An 18,374-nucleotide genomic window follows, 5' to 3' on the forward strand; every position below is an offset into this window, starting at 1 on the left:
CTGGACGAGATCCAGGCCCATTGCCGCACCAGGCTCGCGGGTTACAAGATCCCCCGCCAGCTGGTCATCGCGCCCGGCCTCCGTCGCCACCGCCTTCGCCCAGCGGTAGTCCGCCTTGCCGCTCGGCGAGCGCTGGATGGCGGGCGCGATGACCAGCTGGCGGGGGATCTTGTAACCCGCGAGCCTGGTGCGGCAATGGGCCTGGATCTCGTCCAGCGTGGGGTCCGGCGACCCGGCCCTGACCTGCACCACCGCGGCGACGTGGCTGCCCCACTTCGGGTCCGGGACGCCGGCCACCAGCGCGTCGTACACGCCCGGATGGGACTTCAGCGCCTGCTCGACCTCCTCCGGATAGACCTTCTCACCACCGGTGTTGATGCACTGCGAGCCGCGCCCGAGGACCGTGACGATGCCCTGTTCGTCGACGGTCGCCATGTCGCCGAGCAGCACCCAGCGCTCCGTGCCCTTCTGGAAGAAGGTCTCGGCGGTCTTGGCCGGGTCGTTGTAGTAGCCGAGCGGGACGTGGCCGCGCTGTGCGAGGCGCCCCGGTTCGCCCACCCGTACGGGCTCGTGCGTCACCGGATCCACCACCCGCGTACGGTCGTTGACCTCCAGGCGGAAGCCCTTCTCCGGGCCGGAGTCGTCCGTCGCCCTGCCGTTGGAGCCGGACTCGGACGACCCGAAGTTGTTCAGGAGCAGCACATTCGGCACGAGCCGCTGGAACTCGGCGCGCACCGTCTCCGACATGATCGCGCCGGACGAGGAGACGCTGAACAGCGAGGACAGGTCCGTCCCCTTGAGCGGGCCGTTCAGGGCGTCGATGAGCGGCCTGAGCATCGCGTCGCCCACCAGAGACACGCTGGAGACCTTCTCCTTCTCGATCGTACGGAGCACTTCCTCGGGCGCGTACTTGCGGTGGATGACGATCCGCTGGCCGTAGTTGAGGGCGACGAACGAGGTCAGCGTCGACGTGCCGTGCATCAGCGGGGGAGCCGGGAAGAAGGTGAGCCCGGCGCCGCCCGCCGCGACCCGCTCGGCCAGCTCCTCGGGCCGCTTCACCGGCTCGCCGGCGGGGTCGCCGCCGAAGAGCCCCGCGAAGAAGAGGTCCTCGGCACGCCACATGACGCCCTTGGGCATGCCGGTGGTGCCGCCGGTGTAGATGATGAAGAGGTCGTCCGCCGACCGGGCCGGGAACCCGCGCTCGGGGGAACCGGCCGCCTCCGCGTCGGCGTACGGTACCGGCGCGATCGCGGGCTCCGGAGCGCCCGCGGGAGCCGGCCCGACCCGGATCAGGTGCCGGAGCTTCGTGGTCTGCGGCAGCGCGGCGGCCACCCGCTCGGTGAACTCCCCCTCGAAGACGAGCGCGGCGAGGTCGGCGTCGTTGTAGAGGTAGACCAGCTCCTCCTCCACGTACCGGTAGTTGACGTTCACCGGCACCAGCCGCGCCTTCAGGCAGGCCAGGACGGTCTGCAAGTACTCGATCCCGTTGTAGAGGTGCAGGCCCAGGTGCTCGCCGGCTTTCAGCCCGCTGTCCACCAGGTGGTGCGCGATGCGGTTCGCCGCCGTGTCCAGCTCCGCGTACGTGAGTCGACGCTCGGCGCCGGTCCCGGGGTGGTCCACGTACACGAGGGCCTCACGGTCCGCAACCACGTCCACGACCGACTCGAACAGGTCGGCAAGGTTGTACTCCACCGTTCCTCCTGACCCCGGAAGTCCCCATGGCTGAACGCACGGGCGGTCTGCTCCGGCGGTCATTACAGCGCCGCGCGTCCCCACTGGGAAGGGCGCCGTCCAAAAAATCTGACTGAGTGTCAGAAAACTATTGAACTGCACCGGCCCCTACTGCAACCTGTTCTAGGTCTTGAGACGGGAGGACGGCCATGGGTGGGACGGAACACCTGACCGTGGAACGGCACGGCGCCACGCTGGTGCTCACCATGAACAGGCCCGAGGCGAAGAACGCGCTCTCGCTGCCGCTGCTGGTGGGTCTGTACGACGGCTGGCTGGAGGCGGACGCCGACGACGCGATCCGCTCGGTGGTGCTGACCGGCGCGGGCGGGGACTTCTGCGCCGGCATGGACCTCAAGGCGCTGGCCGGGAAGGGGATGGCGGGCGACCACTACCGCGACCGGCTGACGGCCGACCCCGACCTGCACTGGAAGGCGATGCTCCGCCACCACCGGCCGCGCAAACCGGTGATCGCGGCGGTGGAGGGGTACTGCGTGGCCGGCGGGACCGAGATCCTGCAGGGCACCGACATCCGGGTCGCGGGTGAGGGCGCCACCTTCGGGCTCTTCGAGGTCAAGCGAGGCCTGTTCCCGATCGGCGGCTCCACGGTTCGGCTGCCGCGCCAGATCCCGCGCACCCACGCCTTGGAGATGCTGCTGACCGGGCGCCCGTACTCGGCCGAGGAGGCAGCGCGGATCGGCCTCGTCGGGCAGGTGGTGCCCGACGGCACGGCGCTGGACAAGGCCCTGGAGATCGCCGAGCGGATCAACGCGTGTGGGCCGCTGGCCGTCGAGGCGGTGAAGGCGTCCGTCTACGAGAGCGCCGAGCTGACGGAGACGGAGGGGCTGGCCGCGGAGCTCCGGCGGGGGTGGCCGGTCTTCGACACGGCGGATGCGAAGGAGGGGGCGCGGGCCTTTGCGGAGAAGCGGCCGGCGGTGTACCGGCGGGAGTAGCCGCCCGGGCTCCGCCCCCGGGCCCCGGGCCCCGGCCCCCGGGCCCCCTGGGCCTGTCGGCCCCGACCCCGCCACGGGACCCCGCCCCTGCGGACCGGCTGCTGGGGCGCTGCCCCAGACCCCGCGCCTCAAACGCCGGCGGGGCTGGGGGTGCGCCCAAACGCCGGCGGGGCTGAAGCCGGCGGGGTTGAAGTCGTTCCATCGCCACGGAGAATCGGAGAGTCAGCATGACCGCCGTGTCCCCACCCGAAGTGCTGCGCGCGCCACTCGTCGTCGAGTTTCCCTTCACCCGGTCCCTCGGGCCCGTTCAGAGTGCCTTTCTCACCGGGCTGCGCGAGGGCGTCGTGCTCGGCGTGCGGACCTCCGACGGCAGGGTGATGGTCCCGCCCGCCGAATACGACCCCGTCACCGCCGAAGAGATCCGCGAGCTCGTCGAGGTCGCCGCCACCGGGACCGTCACCACCTGGGCCTGGAACGGTCTGCCCCGGCCCCACCAGCCCCTCGGCACCCCCTTCGCCTGGGTGCTGGTCAAGCTCGACGGCGCGGACACCGCCCTGCTGCACGCCCTCGACGCACCCGGCCCCGAGGCCGTGCGCACCGGCATGCGGGTCCGCGTCCGCTGGGCCGCCGACCGCACCGGGGCCATCACCGACATCGCCTGTTTCGAACCGGCCGAGGGCGCCCAGGGCGCCGAGGGCGCCGAGAATCCCCAACCGGCCCCGCACGACGGCGTGTTCGGCGACCCCGTCACCGGCATCGTCGCCGCCGCCCGCCTGGACTACTCGTACAGCCCCGGCCGCGCGCAGACCGCGTACATCAACGCCCTCGCCGAGCGGAAGACCGTCGGCGAGCGCTGCCCCTCCTGCCACAAGGTGTACGTCCCGCCGCGCGGCGCCTGCCCCACCTGCGGGGTCGCCACCACCGACCAGGTCGAGGTCGGCCCGGCGGGCACGGTGACCACGTACTGCATCGTCAACATCAAGGCGCGCAACGCCGGGAACGACGACATCGAAGTCCCCTACGTCTACGCCCACATCGCCCTCGACGGGGCCGGCCTCGCCCTCCACGGCCGGATCGGCGGCATCCCGTACGACCAGGTCCGCATGGGCCTGCGCGTCGAACCGGTATGGACCGAAGGCGGCCGCTACCCAGACCACTACCGCCCCACCGGCGAGCCGGACGCGGACTACGACGCGTACAAGGAGCTCATCTGATGGCCCGATACGCCCGCGACGTGGCGGTGGTCGCCTTCGCGCAGAGCGACCACCTGCGCCGTACCGACGAGCTCAGCGAAGTCGAGATGGTCATGCCCGTGCTGCACCAAGTGCTCACCCGGACCGGGCTGAAGGCCGGCGAGATCGGTTTCACCTGCTCCGGCTCCAGCGACTACCTGGCGGGCCGGGCCTTCTCCTTCACCATGACCCTCGACGGGGTCGGCGCCTGGCCGCCGATCTCGGAGTCGCACGTCGAGATGGACGGCGCCTGGGCCCTCTACGAGGCCTGGGTCAAGATCCAGACCGGCGAGGCCGACACCGCCCTCGTCTACGGGTACGGGAAGTCCTCGCCGGGATCCGTACGCGACGTCCTGACACGCCAGCTCGACCCCTACTACGCCGCCCCGCTCTGGCCGGACTCGGTCGCCCTGGCCGCCCTGCAAGCCCAGGCGCTCATCGACGCGGGCGAGACCGACGAGCCCGCCCTGGCCGCCATCGGCGCCCGCAGCCGGGCCGCCGCCGAGGCCAATCCGCACGCACAGCTCACCGGCGCCGTCCCGCAGGGCGACTACCAGGTGGCGCCGCTGCGCACCGGGGACTGCCCGCCCGTCAGTGACGGTGCGGCGGCGGTGATCCTGGCCGCGGGTGACCTCGCGCGCCGGCTGTGCGAGCGGCCCGCCTGGATCACCGGCATCGACCACCGCATCGAGGCCCACGGGCTGGGCCTGCGCGACCTCACCGACTCCCCGTCCACCCGGCTGGCCGCCGAGCGCGCGGGGGTCTTCGAACGGCCGGTGGACACGGCCGAACTGCACGCCCCGTTCTCCTCCCAGGAGGTCGTGCTCCGCAAGGCCCTCGGGCTCGGCCCCGAGGTGGCCGTCAACCCGTCGGGCGGGGCGCTCGCCGCCAACCCGGTCATGGCCGCGGGCCTGATCCGGATCGGCGAGGCGGCAGCCCGGATCCACCGCGGCGAGTCCGACCGGGCCGTCGCGCACGCCACCTCAGGCCCCTGCCTCCAGCAGAACCTGGTCGCCGTCCTGGAAGGGGACCCGGCATGAGCAGGACGGGCAAAGAACCGGTCGCGATCGTCGGCATCGGCCAGACCAAGCACGTCGCGGCCCGCCACGACGTCTCCCTCGCGGGGCTGGTCCGGGAAGCCGCCTCCCGCGCCCTCGCGGACGCCGAGCTGACCTGGGCGGACATCGACGCGGTCGTCATCGGCAAGGCCCCCGACTTCTTCGAGGGCGTGATGATGCCGGAGCTCTATCTGGCGGATGCGCTGGGCGCGGTCGGCAAGCCGATGCTCCGCGTGCACACGGCTGGTTCGGTCGGCGGCTCCACCGCCCTGGTCGCCTCCCACCTCGTCGCGGCCCGCGTGCACCGCACGGTCCTCACCCTGGCCTTCGAGAAGCAGTCCGAATCCAACGCCATGTGGGGCCTCTCACTGCCCGTCCCCTTCCAACAGCCGCTGCTGGCGGGCGCGGGCGGCTTCTTCGCCCCGCACGTGCGGGCGTACATGCGGCGCACCGGCGCGCCCGACACCGTGGGCTCGCTGGTGGCGTACAAGGACCGCCGCAACGCGCTGAAGAACCCGTACGCGCACCTGCACGAGCACGACATCACGCTGGAGAAGGTCCAGGCCTCGCCGATGCTGTGGGACCCGATCCGCTACTCCGAGACCTGCCCCTCCTCGGACGGCGCCTGCGCGATGATCCTCACCGACCGTGCGGGAGCGGCCCGTTCGCCGAAACCGCCGGCCTGGATGCACGGCGGGGCGATGCGCAGCGAACCCACCCTCTTCGCGGGCAAGGACTTCGTCTCGCCGCAGGCCGGCAAGGACTGCGCCGCCGACGTCTACCGTCAGGCGGGCATCTCGGATCCGCGCCGCGAGATCGACGCGGCGGAGCTGTACGTGCCGTTCTCCTGGTACGAGCCGATGTGGCTGGAGAACCTCGGCTTCGCCGCGGAGGGCGAGGGCTGGAAACTTACCGAGGCGGGGGTCACCGAACTCGACGGCGACCTCCCCGTGAATCCGTCCGGAGGTGTCCTGTCCACCAACCCGATCGGCGCCTCCGGCATGATCCGCTTCGCCGAGGCGGCACTCCAGGTCCGCGGCCAGGCCGGCGAACACCAGGTCCCGGGAGCCCGCCGGGCGCTCGGACACGCGTACGGCGGCGGCGCGCAGTTCTTCTCGATGTGGCTGGTGGGGGCCGATCAGCCGACCTCCTGACGACCTCCTGAACCGAACGCGCACCGTGGGCGCGGGAGGGGCGGGGGCGCCGCACCGGTCACAGGTGACTCCCCGTGGTCTGTGCGGCACCCGCCGCGATGGTTAACCTTGCCCCCGGACGACGTACCGGGAGGAGCACGCACGTGGCCGAGAGCATGACTTCACAGCCCCTGGCCGGCTGGGGGAAGCCGGACCTCGATCTCAGCGGGGCGGACTGGCAGTCGAGCAGCCGGGGGGCCGGTGACGTTCAGATCGCCTTCGTCGAGGGCTTCATCGCGATGCGCAACAGCGACCGCCCCGAGAGCCCCTCGCTGATCTTCGCGCCGGACGAGTGGCGCAGGTTCGTGCTGAACGCGCGGGGCGGGGAGTTCGACCTGACGTAGGCGGTGTCCTGCGGACGCGGCGCACCACCGGGCGGGGAGCCGCCCGGTGGCCGGCCGTACCGGCGGTCAGGGACCGCCGACGGGCGCGGGGGTGTTCGCCCGTAGCTCATGGGAGGGAGGAACCGCCGCCCGGCGGGCAGGGTGATCCGTATGGACCACATCACCCGGCTCTCCCACTTCCACAGCGAGGCAGCGGCATTCGAGCAGGCCGTCCGCCGGGCCGCCGGCCCCGGGCAGCCCGCGCCGGCGGTCCCCTCGTGCCCGGGCTGGACGGTGTCCGACCTGGTCGGGCACCTGGGGGGAGTGCAGCGGTACGTCGCCCACATCCTGCGGGAGCGGCTCGTCGAGGCTCCGGACCCGGGGGATCTCTCCCTGTACGGGATCCCCGCCGACCCGGAGATCCGGGCCGCGTGGCCCGTGCCGGACCGGGCGCCGAACCGGGGGCCGGTGCCGGGCGCGCTCATCGACTGGTTCACCGAGGGTGCGCGGGCCTTGGAGGGGCTGCTGCGCGAACTCGGGCCCGATGTGCCGGTGTGGACCTGGTCGGTGGAGCGCACCTCGGGCTTCTGGCTGCGGATGCAGACGATCGAGCTGGCCGTCCACCGCTGGGACGCCCAGTTCGCGGCGGGGAGCCCGAGCCCCCTGGATCCTCGCCTGGCGGCGGACGCCGTGTCACAGAGCTTCGAGGTGATGGCCCCCGCACGGCGCTCCTGGCAGGCGGCCCCGGCGGGCGCGGGTGAGCGGTACCGCTTCCGGCGTATGGACGGCCCGGAATCCTGGACCGTCGCCTTCTCGGCCGACGAGATCCATCTGGAGCCCGGTTCCACCGGCCCGGTGGACGTCGAGGCCGCGGCCTCGGCCTCGGACCTCGCCCTCTTCCTCTGGCGACGCCTCCCCGCCACCGCCTTGCGGACCACGGGTGACGCCGGGCTGCTCCCGCACTACTTCGCGCTGGTCCCGCCGGTCTGACGGGCCCGGCAGGAGGCGCGATCCGCCGGGGGCGGCGGCGCCGGAGGGCACGGACTCCGGCGGGGGCGGCGTGACGGCGGGGGCGGCCCGGGGCACGGCTCCCGGGCCCGGGCGGATGAGGGCCCCCGGGCCGGAAAACGCGTGCGGCCACGTACCATGGCGGCATGTCCTTCCTCCGCCGCCACCGCGCCGCCACACCCGCCGGCCCGGACTTCGACGTCCTGGCCATGGACCCGGGGGACTGGCCGGGCAATCTCGGGGCCGGGCTGCTGCCCGCGCCCGACGGCAGCTGCCAGGGTGTCTTCCTCCGCTACGACCTGTTCGGCGGACGCGGCCCCGCGATGATCATCGGAAACCTCCCCGAGGGTTCGCCCGCCCGGGACCTCGAGGACGGACAGGTCCCCTTCGAGGTGGCCCAGCTCCTCGACGCACTGGAGAACGACGAGGACGTCGAGGTCACCGGTGCCGAGGACTGCCCCGTCATGCAGGGCGACAACCTCCTCATCGTCCGGAAGATCAAGCTGTCGGAGTCCCGCGTCTCCTGCGTCCAGTTCGACCGCAGTGACAACGTGCTGGTCACCATCGCCAGCTGGGACCGCCCGATCACCGATGACCTCTACGCCCTCCTGAAGCCGCTCCCCGCCGAGCTCTTCCAGCAGGGCTAGGACCAGGCCCACCGGAACCAGGACTCCCGGAACCAGGACTCCCGAGGACCAGCCCCCCAGGGACTAGTGCGCCCGGGGCCGACAATCCCCAAGGCCGGCCCTCGACCGGCGCTCCAGAGGTCACCCGTCCGCGATGTCGTTCGCCGCCACGTAGCCGAACGTCATCGCGGGGCCGATCGTCGATCCGGCCCCCGCGTAGCTGTGGCCCATCACCGCCGCGCTCGCGTTGCCCGCCGCGTACAGGCCGCGGATCACCGAGCCGTCCGCCCGCAGCGCCCGGGCGCGCGCGTCGGTCACGATGCCGCCCTTCGTGCCCAGGTCTCCCGGCACGATCTTGAACGCGTAGAACGGCGGGGCCCACACCGGCGCCAGGCACGAGTTCGGCCGCACGTTCGGGTCCGTGTAGTAGTGGTCGTACGCCGTGTCGCCGCGGTGGAAGTCGGAGTCGGTCCCGTTCTGCGCCAGCGCGTTGAACCGGTTGAGCGTCGCCCGCAGCGCCGCCGCCGGGACCCCGATCAGGCCGGCCAGCGCGTCCCACGTCCACGCCTTCTTCGCCGCGCCGGACTCGTACCACGCGTCCGGGAAGGCCATCGTCGGCAGGATGTCCTTGAACAGGTACTTGCTGCGGTAGTTCTGATCCACGATCAGCCACGCCGGGATGTGCGAACCGGTCGAGCCCCGGTCCTTCTCGTACATCACGTGCACCACATCGCTGTACGGGGCCGCCTCGTTGACGAACCGCGCGCCGTCGCCGTTCACGATCAGGCCTCCCGGCAGGGTGCGTTCGGCGAGGCAGAAGTACGGTTCTCCGGGCAGCGGTATCGACGGTCCCCACCAGGCGTCCTCCATCAGCGCCAGCGCGGCTCCGGCCCGCTGCCCGGCCCGGATGCCGTCGCCGGTGTTCTCCTTCGCCCCGACCGACCACTGGGTGCCGATCGGCTGCTGCTGGTACTGCGCCCGCATCTGCGCGTCGTGCTCGAAGCCGCCCGAGCCGATGATCACGCCGCGCCCCGCCCGTACGACGCCCCGTACTCCCTCCTTCTCCACCACGACCCCGGTGACCGCCCCGTTCTCGTGGACCAGGTCGACCAGCGGACTGTTCAGCCACACCGGCACCCCCGCCCGCAGCAGTCCGGCGCGCAGCCCGGCCGCCAGGGCCTGTCCCATCGTCAGCGGCTTCTCGCCGCGCAGCGCCGCCGCCGTGCCGCGGGCCAGGCACTCGGTGGACACCGCGAGCCCCTTGGCGTTCACCGCCGCGAGGTTCAGCCACTTGTAGTCCTGGCTGAACACCACCATCCCGGCCGGGACAGGCATGTACGCAGGGTTCAGGCGGGCCAGTTCGGCGCCCAGGACATTGCCGTCGATCTGGTCCGGTTCGATGGACCGGCCGCCTGGCAGCCCGCCCGGCAGGTCGGGGTAGTAGTCGCTGTACCCCTCCATGTAACGGAACCGCAGGGGGCTGCGGGCCATCACGAAGTCCAGCATCCGGGACCCGTTGGCGAGGAACGCCGCCTGGCGGTCGGCCGGCACCTCGGGACCGACGACGGCCGAGAGGTACGTCGCCGCCTTCTGCGGGGTGTCGGGCACTCCCGCCGCCAGGATCACCGAGTTGTTCGGCAGCCAGATCCCGGCCCCGGAGCGCGCGGCCGACCCGCCGAAGGTGGGGGCCTTCTCGATCACCAGCACGCTCAGCCCCCGCCGGGCGGCGGTGAGCGCCGCCGTCATCCCGGCGGCCCCGGATCCGACCACGACGACGTCGTACGCGCCGAGCGCGAGGCCGTCGGCGGCCCGCGCGGCGGTGGAGGACCGCACGGTGGCGGCGAGGACCCCGGCCCCTGCCCCGGCGAGGACCGCCCGGCGTGAGGGAGGAGCGGACGGCGAAGTGCTTGCGGACATGGGCGGGCTCCAGCGGCGTGGGGAGGAAGGAGGGAGCTTCCAGCATTCTGATGCTGAGTCAGAGAAGGTGTTCGGGGGATCATGGGATGTCAAGCCCCGCGCCGCGCCCCGCGAGCCGGCCCGGACACACGAATTCCCGTGGCCCGCGCACCAGGTGCGTGGACCACGGGAATTCGTACCCGGCGCGCCGGGCTCCGGTGTCAGCGGGTGCCGACCGCCGCGCGGACCGCTCTGCGGGCCATTCCGGCGTCGTCGTGCAGACGGCGCAGCAGCAGCCGCTGCTCCTCACCGCAGGACACGGCCCCCGCCGGCAGGGGGCGGGTCGGGGCGGCCGACAGCATCGAGCGCTGCACCGCCGTCTCGGCCATCCGGATCTCCCGGGTCAGCACCAGCATCAGATTGACCAGGAAGGCGTCCCGCGCGGCCGGGCCGGCCGACTGGGCGAGGCGGCTGATCTGGCCGCGAGCGGCCGGGGCGTCGCCCAGTACCGTCCACAGCGTGGCCAGGTCGTAGCCCGGCAGGTACCAGCCCGCGTGCTCCCAGTCGAGCAGCACCGGCCCGGCCGGGGACAGCAGCAGATTCGACAGCAGCGCGTCGCCGTGGTTGAACTGCAGTGCGGTGCCCGACAGTTTCACACCGTGCATCAGCTTCTGCAGGTCGCCGAGGTCACGGTCGGTCAGCAGGCCGAGCTCGTAGTCGCGCAAGATCCGCCGCGAGTAGTTCAGCGGGCTGCCGAACAGCTCGGCCGGCGGACGCCACTGGTTGACCCGGCAGATCGCTCCCACGGCCGCCCGTACGTCGACTCTCGGCGGAGCCTCCACCGGGTGCCGTTGCAGCGCCGCCACCCTGCCCGCCATCCGCTCGACCACCAGCGTGCAGTTCTCCGGGTCGGCCGCGATCAGACGCGGCACCCGGACCGGCGGGCGGTGACGGACGAACGTCCGGTACGCCGCTATTTCGTGCCGGTACCGCTCGCGCCACTCGGGCGAATGATCCAGTAAAACCTTGGCGACGGCGGTCATCCGCCCGGTGGTGCCCACCAGGAGGACCGACCGGCCGCTGCGCCGCAGCACCTGCACCGGCGTGAACTCCGGACAGATCCGCTGCACCGAGGCGAGCGCGGTCCGCAACTGCGCGCCCTGGGGTCCCGAGAGGTCGATTCTTCCGCTGAGCGGCTGCGCTCCGGTCACCGGCATCCGGCGCGCCCGGACGGCGCCTTGCACCGGGGTCGCGGGACGGCTGGATTCGAGGTAAGGGCCGCCGCCGGCCTGGAGCGTGCGGTGCGGCCGGACCGGGGCGGACACGGAGGACGTTGCTGCGTACATGGCGTTACGGATCCCTTCGTGCGCCGACTGGTTTCATACGCCGCCCCGCCGGATCCCGTACTTCACCCTGGGGAGTTCCGCCGGTGACCGGGTCGGGGAGGCGCATTCCTACCTGACACCCGGCCGTGGGTGGCGGACCATCAGGCGTGCCCTGGCGAACCCTGGCGAATAGTCGCTCGGCACCTGACGGGGGGTTACTGTCAACTCAGCCGAGAACCTGGGGGCTTGACGTGAGCAAAGGTCCGAACACCCGCCTCAACGACCTGTTCGGCCTGGCCGGCTGGTCGAAGGGCGAACTGGCGAGGATGGTCAATCGGCAGGCGGCGGCCATGGGCCACCACCAGCTGGCCACCGACACCTCGCGGGTGCGGCGCTGGATCGACCTGGGGGAGACCCCGCGCGAGCCGGTGCCCACGGTACTGGCAGCACTGTTCACCGAGCGGCTCGGTCGTGTCGTGACCATCGAGGACCTCGGGTTCGTACGGCAGCGGCGCACCTCGAAACGGCAGCCGGACGGGGCGAAGGACAACCCCGACCAAGTGCCCTGGGCGCCCGAACGCACAGCCGCGGTCCTCACCGAATTCACGGGAATGGACCTCATGCTCAACCGTCGCGGTCTGATGGGCGCGGGCGCCGCGCTCACCGCCGGCTCCGTCCTCAGCAACGCCATGTACGACTGGCTCCACACCGACCCCGCCGTCACCGAGGAGGCGCAGCGCTTCGGCGGCTCCTTCCAGGCCGACCCGGCGGGTTACGACCGCTACGAGGCCGCCCCGATCGGCTCGCAGGAGATCGAGGCCCTCGAACGTTCCGTGGACGTCTTCCGCGCCTGGGACGCCTCCAGAGGCGGCGGCCTCCAGCGCAAGGCCGTCGTCGGCCAGCTCAACGAGGTGGGCGGCATGCTCGCCTACCACCACCCCGACCACCTCCAGCGGCGCCTGTGGGGGGTGGCGGCCAACCTGGCGGTGCTGGCGGGCTGGATGTCCCACGACGTGGGCCTGGAACCGACGGCGCAGAAGTACTTCGTCATCGCCGCGCACGCGGCCCGCGAGGGAGGCGACCGGCCGCGCGCGGGCGAGGCCCTGTCCCGCGCCGCCCGCCAGATGGTTCACCTCGGCAAGCCCCACGAGGCGCTCGACCTGATGAAGCTGGCCCAGTCCGGCTCCGGCGAGCAGACGCTGCCGCGCACCCGCGCCATGCTGCACACCATCGAGGCCTGGGCGCAGGCCGCCATGGGCAAGGGCCAGGCCATGCGCCGCACGCTGGGCGAGGCGGAGGAGCTCTTCGTCTCCGACAAGGGCGATGTGCCGGCGCCGAGTTGGATGCAGCACTTCGACGAGGCGGATCTGCACGGCATGCAGGCCCTGGCGTACCGGACACTCGCCGACCACGACGCCACGGCGGCGCCGATCGCCGCACGGCACGCCAGGCAGGCGCTGCGGCTGCGCGGCGACGGCTACCAGCGCTCGCAGATCTTCGACTACATCTCGATGGCCTCGGCCTGCTTCATCGCCGACGACCCGGAGCAGGCCGACCGCTACGCCCGCCTCGCCCTGGTCTCGATGAACGAGACCTCCTCGCACCGGACATGGGACCGGCTGCGCGAGATGTACCGGCTCACCGGCCAGTACGCGGGTTACGGGCGCATCGAGGACCTGCGCCAGGAGATCGAGCTGGCCCTCCCGGACAGCCCGGCGCCGCGCAGCGCGCGCGGTACGAAGGTGTAGCTCCGCCCCCGGCCTGTCCCGAGCCGTGCCCCGGCGCCTGCGTCGGCCCCCGTACGGAGACGAGAAAGGCCGCGCCTCCCGGCGCGGCCCTGAAGGCGCTGGACACCCCCGGTATTCCGCACGACCTGGACCCCGTACGGGCGGGGCGGTCGCCCTACCCGCCGACCCGGGCCACCAGCACGCAGGCGTCGTCCTCGCGCTCGCTCTCGCCGAACTCCTCGATCACCATCCGTACGCATTCCTGCGCCGAGCGCGCAGCCGAGAACCGCGGCGCGATCGCCAGCAGCCGCTCGGTCCCGTCCGTCCGGCTGAACTCGATGCTGCGCGGTGTCAGCCCGTCCGTGTGCAGGATGAGGACGTCGCCCACTTCGAGCGGTTCCTCGGCCTGCCCGTACGCGGCTCCGGAGGTCGCTCCGAGCAGCACGCCCTCGGGCGGCAGCAGGGAGCGGCCCGATCCGCGGCGGAACAGGAGCGGGGCGGGGTGGCCGGCCTGCGCCCAGGCCAGTACGCGGCGCGCGGGATCGTAGCGGCAGCAGACGGCCGAGCCGAGCGCGGGCTGTACGGAGGTTTCCAGGAGCTGGTTGAGCCAGCCCATCAGCGGGCCGGGTTCGATCCCGGCCATGGCCATCCCGCGCAGGGCGCCCAGCATCATCGCCATGCCGGAGGTGGCGGTCACGCCGTGCCCGGTCAGGTCACCGACCGTCAGCATCGAACGCCCGTCGGGGAGTTCGAGCGCGTCGTACCAGTCGCCGCCGATCAGCGCGCTGGTCGCGGACGGCAGATAGTGCGCGGCCACGTCCAGCGTGCCGGCGTTGCGGTGCGGGAACCGCAGGGAGCCGCGCCACGGGGGGAGGACCGCTTCCTGCAGTTCGACCGCGAGCCGGTGCTCGGTCTGCGCGATCTCCCGCCGGCGCTGGAGGGAGTCGCGGGACTCGCGCACGGCCCGCTGGCTGCGGCGCAGCTCGCTCACGTCCCGCATGACGGCCCACATGGAGGCGGTGCAGCCGTCGGAGTCGAGTACCGGCTCACCCCTCATGTGCAGGGTCCGGACCCGGCCGTCGGTGCGGACGATGCGGAACTCGCCGTCGATGGGCTTGCCGTCCACCAGACACGCGGTGAGCCACGCGGTGAGCAGTGGCTGGTCCTCGGAGAAGAGGGTGGAGCCCAGTTCGTCGAGGGGGGGCGCGCCCGCCTCGGGGGAGCGGCCGAAGATCTGGAAGAGCTCGTCGGACCAGGTGACCTCATCGGTCAGCAGGTTCCACTCGGCGCTGCCGACCCGGGTCTGGCGGTCCTCGCAGGCGGCTTCGGGCGCCGCGTGCGGCAGCTCGATCAGCTCGGGTGCGGGCGGCAGGCCCTCCTTGAGCTGGCCGAGATGCTGGCCGAGGTCGTCGAGGTGGTGGACGGCGAGATCGCACAGTGCACGCTGCCAGCGGCCCTGGGCGTCGTCGTCGTCCACGACGGTGTCGCGGCGGACCGCGTCCACTTCTCCCCGGAGCCGCCGGGTCTGCGAGATCAGCGCGTCCACCGATCCCGGCTCGGGCGGTTGCGCGGGACGGTCCGCGAACAGGTGGGACGGCATGAGCACTCCGATACAGGCGCGGCGCGGCCAAGTCTGGCGGAAGGACCGGTAACGACTGTTGCACAGGCGGCGACGGCCTGTAAGGCGTTTGGCAACATCCGTAACGGTCTTGCGTCTGACATATGCCGCAGGCCTCCCGGCTGCCTCCCACCCCCCCTTTCGTGTGCGAATGAATTCGGTCAGCCGAGGTCAGGACACCGACAGCGGTACGGGGTGGATCTCGTCCGCAGGGTGCCCGGCACGCTCGTGGATGCGCTGGACCGCCTCGGCGGACGGTGCCTCGGACAGGCAGTAGATCGTGCCGGCCTCGGGGTCGGCCCATGCCTTCTGGAAGTGCACGCCTTCATCGGCTTCGATGGCCAGGTCCGCCCGGTGGGCGGCGGACAGCTGCTCGGATGTAATGCCCTTCATGCCCGTGTGGACATCCATGAATGTGGCCATTGCGGCACATCTCCTTCCGTCTTCCGGTCCCTCCATCGTCCGCCCGCGGCGGGGGCTGGTCGAGCCGGGCGGCCCGGGCCGCCGCGGCGGCCGGAAACCGGCCCTCCGGACGAGGGCGGTCGAGCGTGCGGCCGAGGTGTACGAAGGGTGCCGCGCGGGCGGACGAGCGAGGGAGCCGGGTGGACGGTGCCCGCGACCGTACCCCCGAACGGAGGACCCCCGGCTCCGGCATCGCCCGTACGCCGGGCGAGGTCGTGTCGGCTGACTGCCCGTCCGCTCCCGGGCCGGCGATCCGCTCCCCTGGGCGGCGATCCGCTCCCCTGGGCGGCGATCCGCTCCCGGGCCGGGAGAGGGTGGGCCCGGCTCGATTCCCGCCTCTGATCCCGGCCTGTTACCGGTCTTCCCGAGCCCACCCGGTGATCGCTACTCTACGTGTCGGTAACGAGCCGGGGAGAGGTCCGCTCCAGCGGGCCCGCGCAGGGCGGGGACACGACGACATGACCGGGCAGAGCCGCCGCTCCTTCCTCACCTGTCTCGTCGCCGCGCCGACCCTGGCCCTCGTCACGCGCGCCGGCGCCGACGCGCTGGCCCCGCAGTCCGCCCACGCCGTGGTGCCGAGCCTGCCCGCCGTCGCCGACGTCATCGACCTCGGTGACCTGTTCATCCTCGCCGGCGCGCCCACCTCCGCCCTGCTGGCGCTCGCCGTCGAGGCGGACGGGACCATCCGCTTCCGGCTGCCCCGCGAGGAGGTGGGCCAGGGACTCACCACCGCCGTGGCGATGCTGGTCGCGGAGGAACTCGACGCGCCACTGGCGGACGTACGGGTGGAGCTGGACGACGCGCGGCCCGAGCTGCTCTTCAACCAGCTCACCGGCTCCTCCAATTCCATCCGCTCCCTCTACGGGCCGGTCCGGCAGACCGCCGCCACCGCCCGCGCCCGGCTGATCGCGGCCGCCGCCCGCCGCTGGAACCTCGCCCCGGGCTCACTGACCACCGCGAACGGCGCCGTCCGCGCCCCCGACGGCCGCACCGCCGACTACGGCGCTCTCGCCGCGGCCGCCGCCGACCCCGGCCTCGTCGTACTCGGCGCCACCCCCAAGAAGACCGCCGAGCACGCCCTCGTCGGGAAGCCGACAGGCCGGGTCGACGCCCGCGCCATGGTCACCGGGGCCCAGCAGTACACCCTCGACCTCGACGTGCCCGGCGCCAAACCGTGCGTGGTGCGCCGCCCGCCCACCGTCGGCGGCAGCGTGCGCGGCGTCGACAACCTCGCCGCCGTCAAGGCGATGCCCGGGGTCCTGCACGTGGTGACCGTCCCGACCGGCGTCGCGGTCGTCGCCGAGACCTTCGGGCAGGCCCTCGACGCCAAGGCCGCCCTCCGGGTCACCTGGGGTCCGGGCCCCGCCGACCAGCTCTCCGACGCTCAGGTCCGCGCCAAGCTGCGCGCCGCCACCGCCCCGCTGGTGGTGCCGCCGCTGCTGACCCCGTACGTGGACGCCGAGTTCGACTTCGCCTTCGTCAGCCACGCCCCGATGGAGACCAACTCCGCCGTCGCCGACGTACGGGAGGACCGCGCCGAGATCTGGTCCGGGCTCAAGTCCCCGATCGTGGCCCGGCAGAGCATCGCCGCCGAACTCGGCCTGCCGCTCGACCGGGTGAAAGTGCACGTGGTCCAGGCCGGCGGCTCCTTCGGCCGGCGGCTCTTCTTCGACGCGGCCCTGGAAGCGGCCAGGATCTCCCAGGCCTGCCGCCGCCCGGTCCGGCTGATGTGGACCCGCGTGGACGACACCCGCCACGGCCGGATGCGCCCGGCCACCCATCACAAGATCCGGGCCACCCACCTCCTCGGAGAAGTACTCAGCTTCGAGCACCGCGTCGCCGCCGCCGAGACCGACTTCCGGCACGGACTCGGCGAGATCATCACCGCCACCGCGGCGCACCTGCCGCTCGGCATCGGCAATGCGACGCTCGCCCAGACGCTCTTCCTCACCACCGTGAAGTCCCCGTACCACTTCGGCCTCACCACGCAGGCGCTGACCGAGGTGCCGACCGGCATGCCCACCGGCTCCTGGCGGTCGGTGTACTCCGCCAACACGCGCGGCGCCGAGGAGATCGTGGTCGACGAACTGGCCGAGCGGACCGGGCGGGATCCCTACCGGTTCCGGCGCGCGTTCCTGAAGACCACCGCCCAGCGAGCCGTACTCGACAAGGCGGCGGCGGAGGGCGCGTGGGGGCGGCCGATGGAGGCGGGCTGCGCGCAGGGCATCGCCTTCCACGAGGAGTACAAGTCCCGCACCGCCTGCCTGGTCGAGATCGACACCCGCGACCCGGAGCGCGTCCGCGTCACCAAGGCCGTCATCGCCGTCGACGTGGGCCTGCCCGTCAACCCGCGCGGGCTGGAGGCCCAGATGATCGGGGGCCTCACCGACGCCATCTCCACCACCCTGCGGGCCGGGCTGCACCTGGACAAGGGGCTTCCGCTGGAGGGGAGTTACAGCCAGTTCCACTGGGCGACGCAGCGGGACACCCCGCGTGACGTACAGGTCTTCGTCCTGCCGGCCACCGGCGAGGAGCCGGGCGGCGCGGGCGAGCTCGGTGTTCCCGCCGCGGTCGGCGCGATCGCCAACGCCTGGGCCCGGGCCACCGGTTCCAAGCCGCGCAGCTTCCCCCTCGACTTCGACGTCGACTTCACGCCCTACCCCCGATAGCCCCCGGATCCAGGAGGACGCCGTGCCCTCGCACACCTTCACCGTCAACGGGCAGAGCGTCACCGTGGACGCGCCCGACGATCTGCCCCTGCTCTGGGTGCTCCGCGACATGCTGGGCGTGCGCGGGCCCAAGTACGGCTGCGGCGTGGACGTCTGCAAGGCCTGCACCAGCCATCTCGACGGCGCGGACATCCGGCCGTGCGTGGTGCCCGTCTCGGCCTGCGCCGGGAAGACGGTGACCACCATCGAGGGGCTGGCCAACGGCGAGGAGCTGCACCCCGTCCAGGAGGCCTGGCTCGAACTGGACGTCGCACAATGCGGTTTCTGCCAGCCAGGCCAGATCATGGCGGCCGTCGCCCTGCTCCGGCGCACGAGCGAGCCCACCGAAGAGGACATCGACGCCATCGCCAACATCTGCCGCTGCGGAACCTACTTCCGCATCCGCGAGGCCATCCGCAGCGCCGCGGCCAAAATGTAGGTGAATCCGGTCAGGTCCGGCCGCTCCGGTCGCGTCCGGCCGCTCCGGCCGCGCGGGTGACACAGCCGCCAAAAGGGA

General features: G+C 72.5%; 15 protein-coding genes. 10 read left to right on the top strand and 5 right to left on the bottom strand.

Annotated features, from left to right (window positions below):
* The coding region (locus tag ABZX75_RS29270) for an acyl-CoA synthetase (protein WP_355415743.1) at nucleotides 1–1,692 on the bottom strand (1,692 nt) is incomplete at its 3' end.
* A gap of 188 nt (nucleotides 1,693–1,880) precedes the next feature.
* Between ABZX75_RS29270 and ABZX75_RS29275 the strand changes: the two genes are divergently transcribed.
* From ABZX75_RS29275 to ABZX75_RS29305, 7 genes are all read left to right on the top strand, one after another.
* The gene (locus tag ABZX75_RS29275; RefSeq protein WP_355415745.1) at nucleotides 1,881–2,681 is read left to right on the top strand and encodes a crotonase/enoyl-CoA hydratase family protein; all 801 of its coding nucleotides are present in this window, start codon (nucleotides 1,881–1,883) and stop codon (nucleotides 2,679–2,681) included.
* A 227-nt stretch (nucleotides 2,682–2,908) separates the two neighbouring features.
* A complete protein-coding gene (locus ABZX75_RS29280; RefSeq protein WP_355415747.1) occupies nucleotides 2,909–3,895 on the top strand; it encodes an OB-fold domain-containing protein in 987 nt (328 codons plus the stop codon).
* Complete coding sequence (locus tag ABZX75_RS29285; protein ID WP_355415749.1) at nucleotides 3,895–4,953, top strand: thiolase domain-containing protein; 1,059 nt, start codon at nucleotides 3,895–3,897, stop codon at nucleotides 4,951–4,953. The genes ABZX75_RS29280 and ABZX75_RS29285 overlap by 1 nt, the downstream gene beginning before the upstream one ends.
* Nucleotides 4,950–6,125: a thiolase domain-containing protein gene (locus ABZX75_RS29290; protein WP_355415751.1), complete on the top strand. Its 1,176-nt coding sequence runs from the start codon at nucleotides 4,950–4,952 to the stop codon at nucleotides 6,123–6,125. Before ABZX75_RS29285 ends, ABZX75_RS29290 begins: the two co-directional genes overlap by 4 nt.
* A gap of 143 nt (nucleotides 6,126–6,268) precedes the next feature.
* Nucleotides 6,269–6,508 (top strand): DUF397 domain-containing protein, encoded by a 240-nt coding sequence (locus ABZX75_RS29295; RefSeq protein ID WP_355415753.1) that lies wholly within the window; start codon nucleotides 6,269–6,271, stop codon nucleotides 6,506–6,508.
* Between the two features lie 150 nt (nucleotides 6,509–6,658).
* The gene (locus ABZX75_RS29300; RefSeq protein WP_355415755.1) at nucleotides 6,659–7,477 is read left to right on the top strand and encodes a maleylpyruvate isomerase N-terminal domain-containing protein; all 819 of its coding nucleotides are present in this window, start codon (nucleotides 6,659–6,661) and stop codon (nucleotides 7,475–7,477) included.
* Between the two features lie 164 nt (nucleotides 7,478–7,641).
* Complete coding sequence (locus tag ABZX75_RS29305; protein ID WP_355415757.1) at nucleotides 7,642–8,142, top strand: hypothetical protein; 501 nt, start codon at nucleotides 7,642–7,644, stop codon at nucleotides 8,140–8,142.
* Between the two features lie 120 nt (nucleotides 8,143–8,262).
* On the opposite strand, the gene kstD is transcribed toward ABZX75_RS29305, so the two are convergent.
* On the bottom strand, nucleotides 8,263–10,038 hold the full coding sequence (gene kstD, locus ABZX75_RS29310) for a 3-oxosteroid 1-dehydrogenase (protein ID WP_355415759.1): 1,776 nt from the start codon (nucleotides 10,036–10,038) through the stop codon (nucleotides 8,263–8,265).
* A gap of 200 nt (nucleotides 10,039–10,238) precedes the next feature.
* Nucleotides 10,239–11,363: an aminoglycoside phosphotransferase family protein gene (locus ABZX75_RS29315; RefSeq protein WP_355415761.1), complete on the bottom strand. Its 1,125-nt coding sequence runs from the start codon at nucleotides 11,361–11,363 to the stop codon at nucleotides 10,239–10,241.
* Nucleotides 11,364–11,593: 230 nt separating this feature from the next.
* Here ABZX75_RS29315 and ABZX75_RS29320 point away from each other — a divergent pair, with 230 nt between their 5' ends.
* Nucleotides 11,594–13,090 (top strand): hypothetical protein, encoded by a 1,497-nt coding sequence (locus ABZX75_RS29320; protein ID WP_355415763.1) that lies wholly within the window; start codon nucleotides 11,594–11,596, stop codon nucleotides 13,088–13,090.
* 154 nt (nucleotides 13,091–13,244) lie between these two features.
* Here the strand turns inward: ABZX75_RS29320 and ABZX75_RS29325 are convergent, their stop codons facing one another.
* Nucleotides 13,245–14,669 carry a SpoIIE family protein phosphatase gene (locus ABZX75_RS29325; protein WP_355415765.1) on the bottom strand — a complete coding sequence of 475 codons (1,425 nt, stop codon included), beginning with the start codon at nucleotides 14,667–14,669 and terminating at the stop codon, nucleotides 13,245–13,247.
* A 189-nt stretch (nucleotides 14,670–14,858) separates the two neighbouring features.
* Entirely contained in the window at nucleotides 14,859–15,110 is a 252-nt protein-coding gene (locus ABZX75_RS29330; protein WP_355415767.1) for an SCO4226 family nickel-binding protein, read from the bottom strand.
* A 497-nt stretch (nucleotides 15,111–15,607) separates the two neighbouring features.
* Between ABZX75_RS29330 and ABZX75_RS29335 the strand changes: the two genes are divergently transcribed.
* Together ABZX75_RS29335 and ABZX75_RS29340 are read left to right on the top strand one after the other, a co-directional pair.
* Nucleotides 15,608–17,818 carry a molybdopterin cofactor-binding domain-containing protein gene (locus tag ABZX75_RS29335; RefSeq protein ID WP_355415769.1) on the top strand — a complete coding sequence of 737 codons (2,211 nt, stop codon included), beginning with the start codon at nucleotides 15,608–15,610 and terminating at the stop codon, nucleotides 17,816–17,818.
* 22 nt (nucleotides 17,819–17,840) lie between these two features.
* Entirely contained in the window at nucleotides 17,841–18,296 is a 456-nt protein-coding gene (locus ABZX75_RS29340; protein WP_355415771.1) for a (2Fe-2S)-binding protein, read from the top strand.
* Nucleotides 18,297–18,374 lie beyond the last annotated feature (78 nt).

The sequence above is a fragment of the Streptomyces sp. NPDC003038 genome, assembly GCF_040611115.1.
GTDB lineage: Bacteria > Actinomycetota > Actinomycetes > Streptomycetales > Streptomycetaceae > Streptomyces.

Bases quoted from the DNA above. Each gene is read 5' to 3' on its own strand.
- ABZX75_RS29335 (WP_355415769.1), top strand. From the start codon at position 15,608: ATGACCGGGCAGAGCCGCCGCTCCTTCCTCACCTGTCTCGTCGCCGCG.
- ABZX75_RS29330 (WP_355415767.1), bottom strand. From the start codon at position 15,110: ATGGCCACATTCATGGATGTCCACACGGGCATGAAGGGCATTACATCC.
- ABZX75_RS29275 (WP_355415745.1), top strand. From the start codon at position 1,881: ATGGGTGGGACGGAACACCTGACCGTGGAACGGCACGGCGCCACGCTG.
- ABZX75_RS29305 (WP_355415757.1), top strand. From the start codon at position 7,642: ATGTCCTTCCTCCGCCGCCACCGCGCCGCCACACCCGCCGGCCCGGAC.
- ABZX75_RS29315 (WP_355415761.1), bottom strand. From the start codon at position 11,363: ATGTACGCAGCAACGTCCTCCGTGTCCGCCCCGGTCCGGCCGCACCGC.
- kstD (WP_355415759.1), bottom strand. From the start codon at position 10,038: ATGTCCGCAAGCACTTCGCCGTCCGCTCCTCCCTCACGCCGGGCGGTC.
- ABZX75_RS29285 (WP_355415749.1), top strand. From the start codon at position 3,895: ATGGCCCGATACGCCCGCGACGTGGCGGTGGTCGCCTTCGCGCAGAGC.
- ABZX75_RS29280 (WP_355415747.1), top strand. From the start codon at position 2,909: ATGACCGCCGTGTCCCCACCCGAAGTGCTGCGCGCGCCACTCGTCGTC.
- ABZX75_RS29325 (WP_355415765.1), bottom strand. From the start codon at position 14,669: ATGCCGTCCCACCTGTTCGCGGACCGTCCCGCGCAACCGCCCGAGCCG.
- ABZX75_RS29300 (WP_355415755.1), top strand. From the start codon at position 6,659: ATGGACCACATCACCCGGCTCTCCCACTTCCACAGCGAGGCAGCGGCA.
- ABZX75_RS29290 (WP_355415751.1), top strand. From the start codon at position 4,950: ATGAGCAGGACGGGCAAAGAACCGGTCGCGATCGTCGGCATCGGCCAG.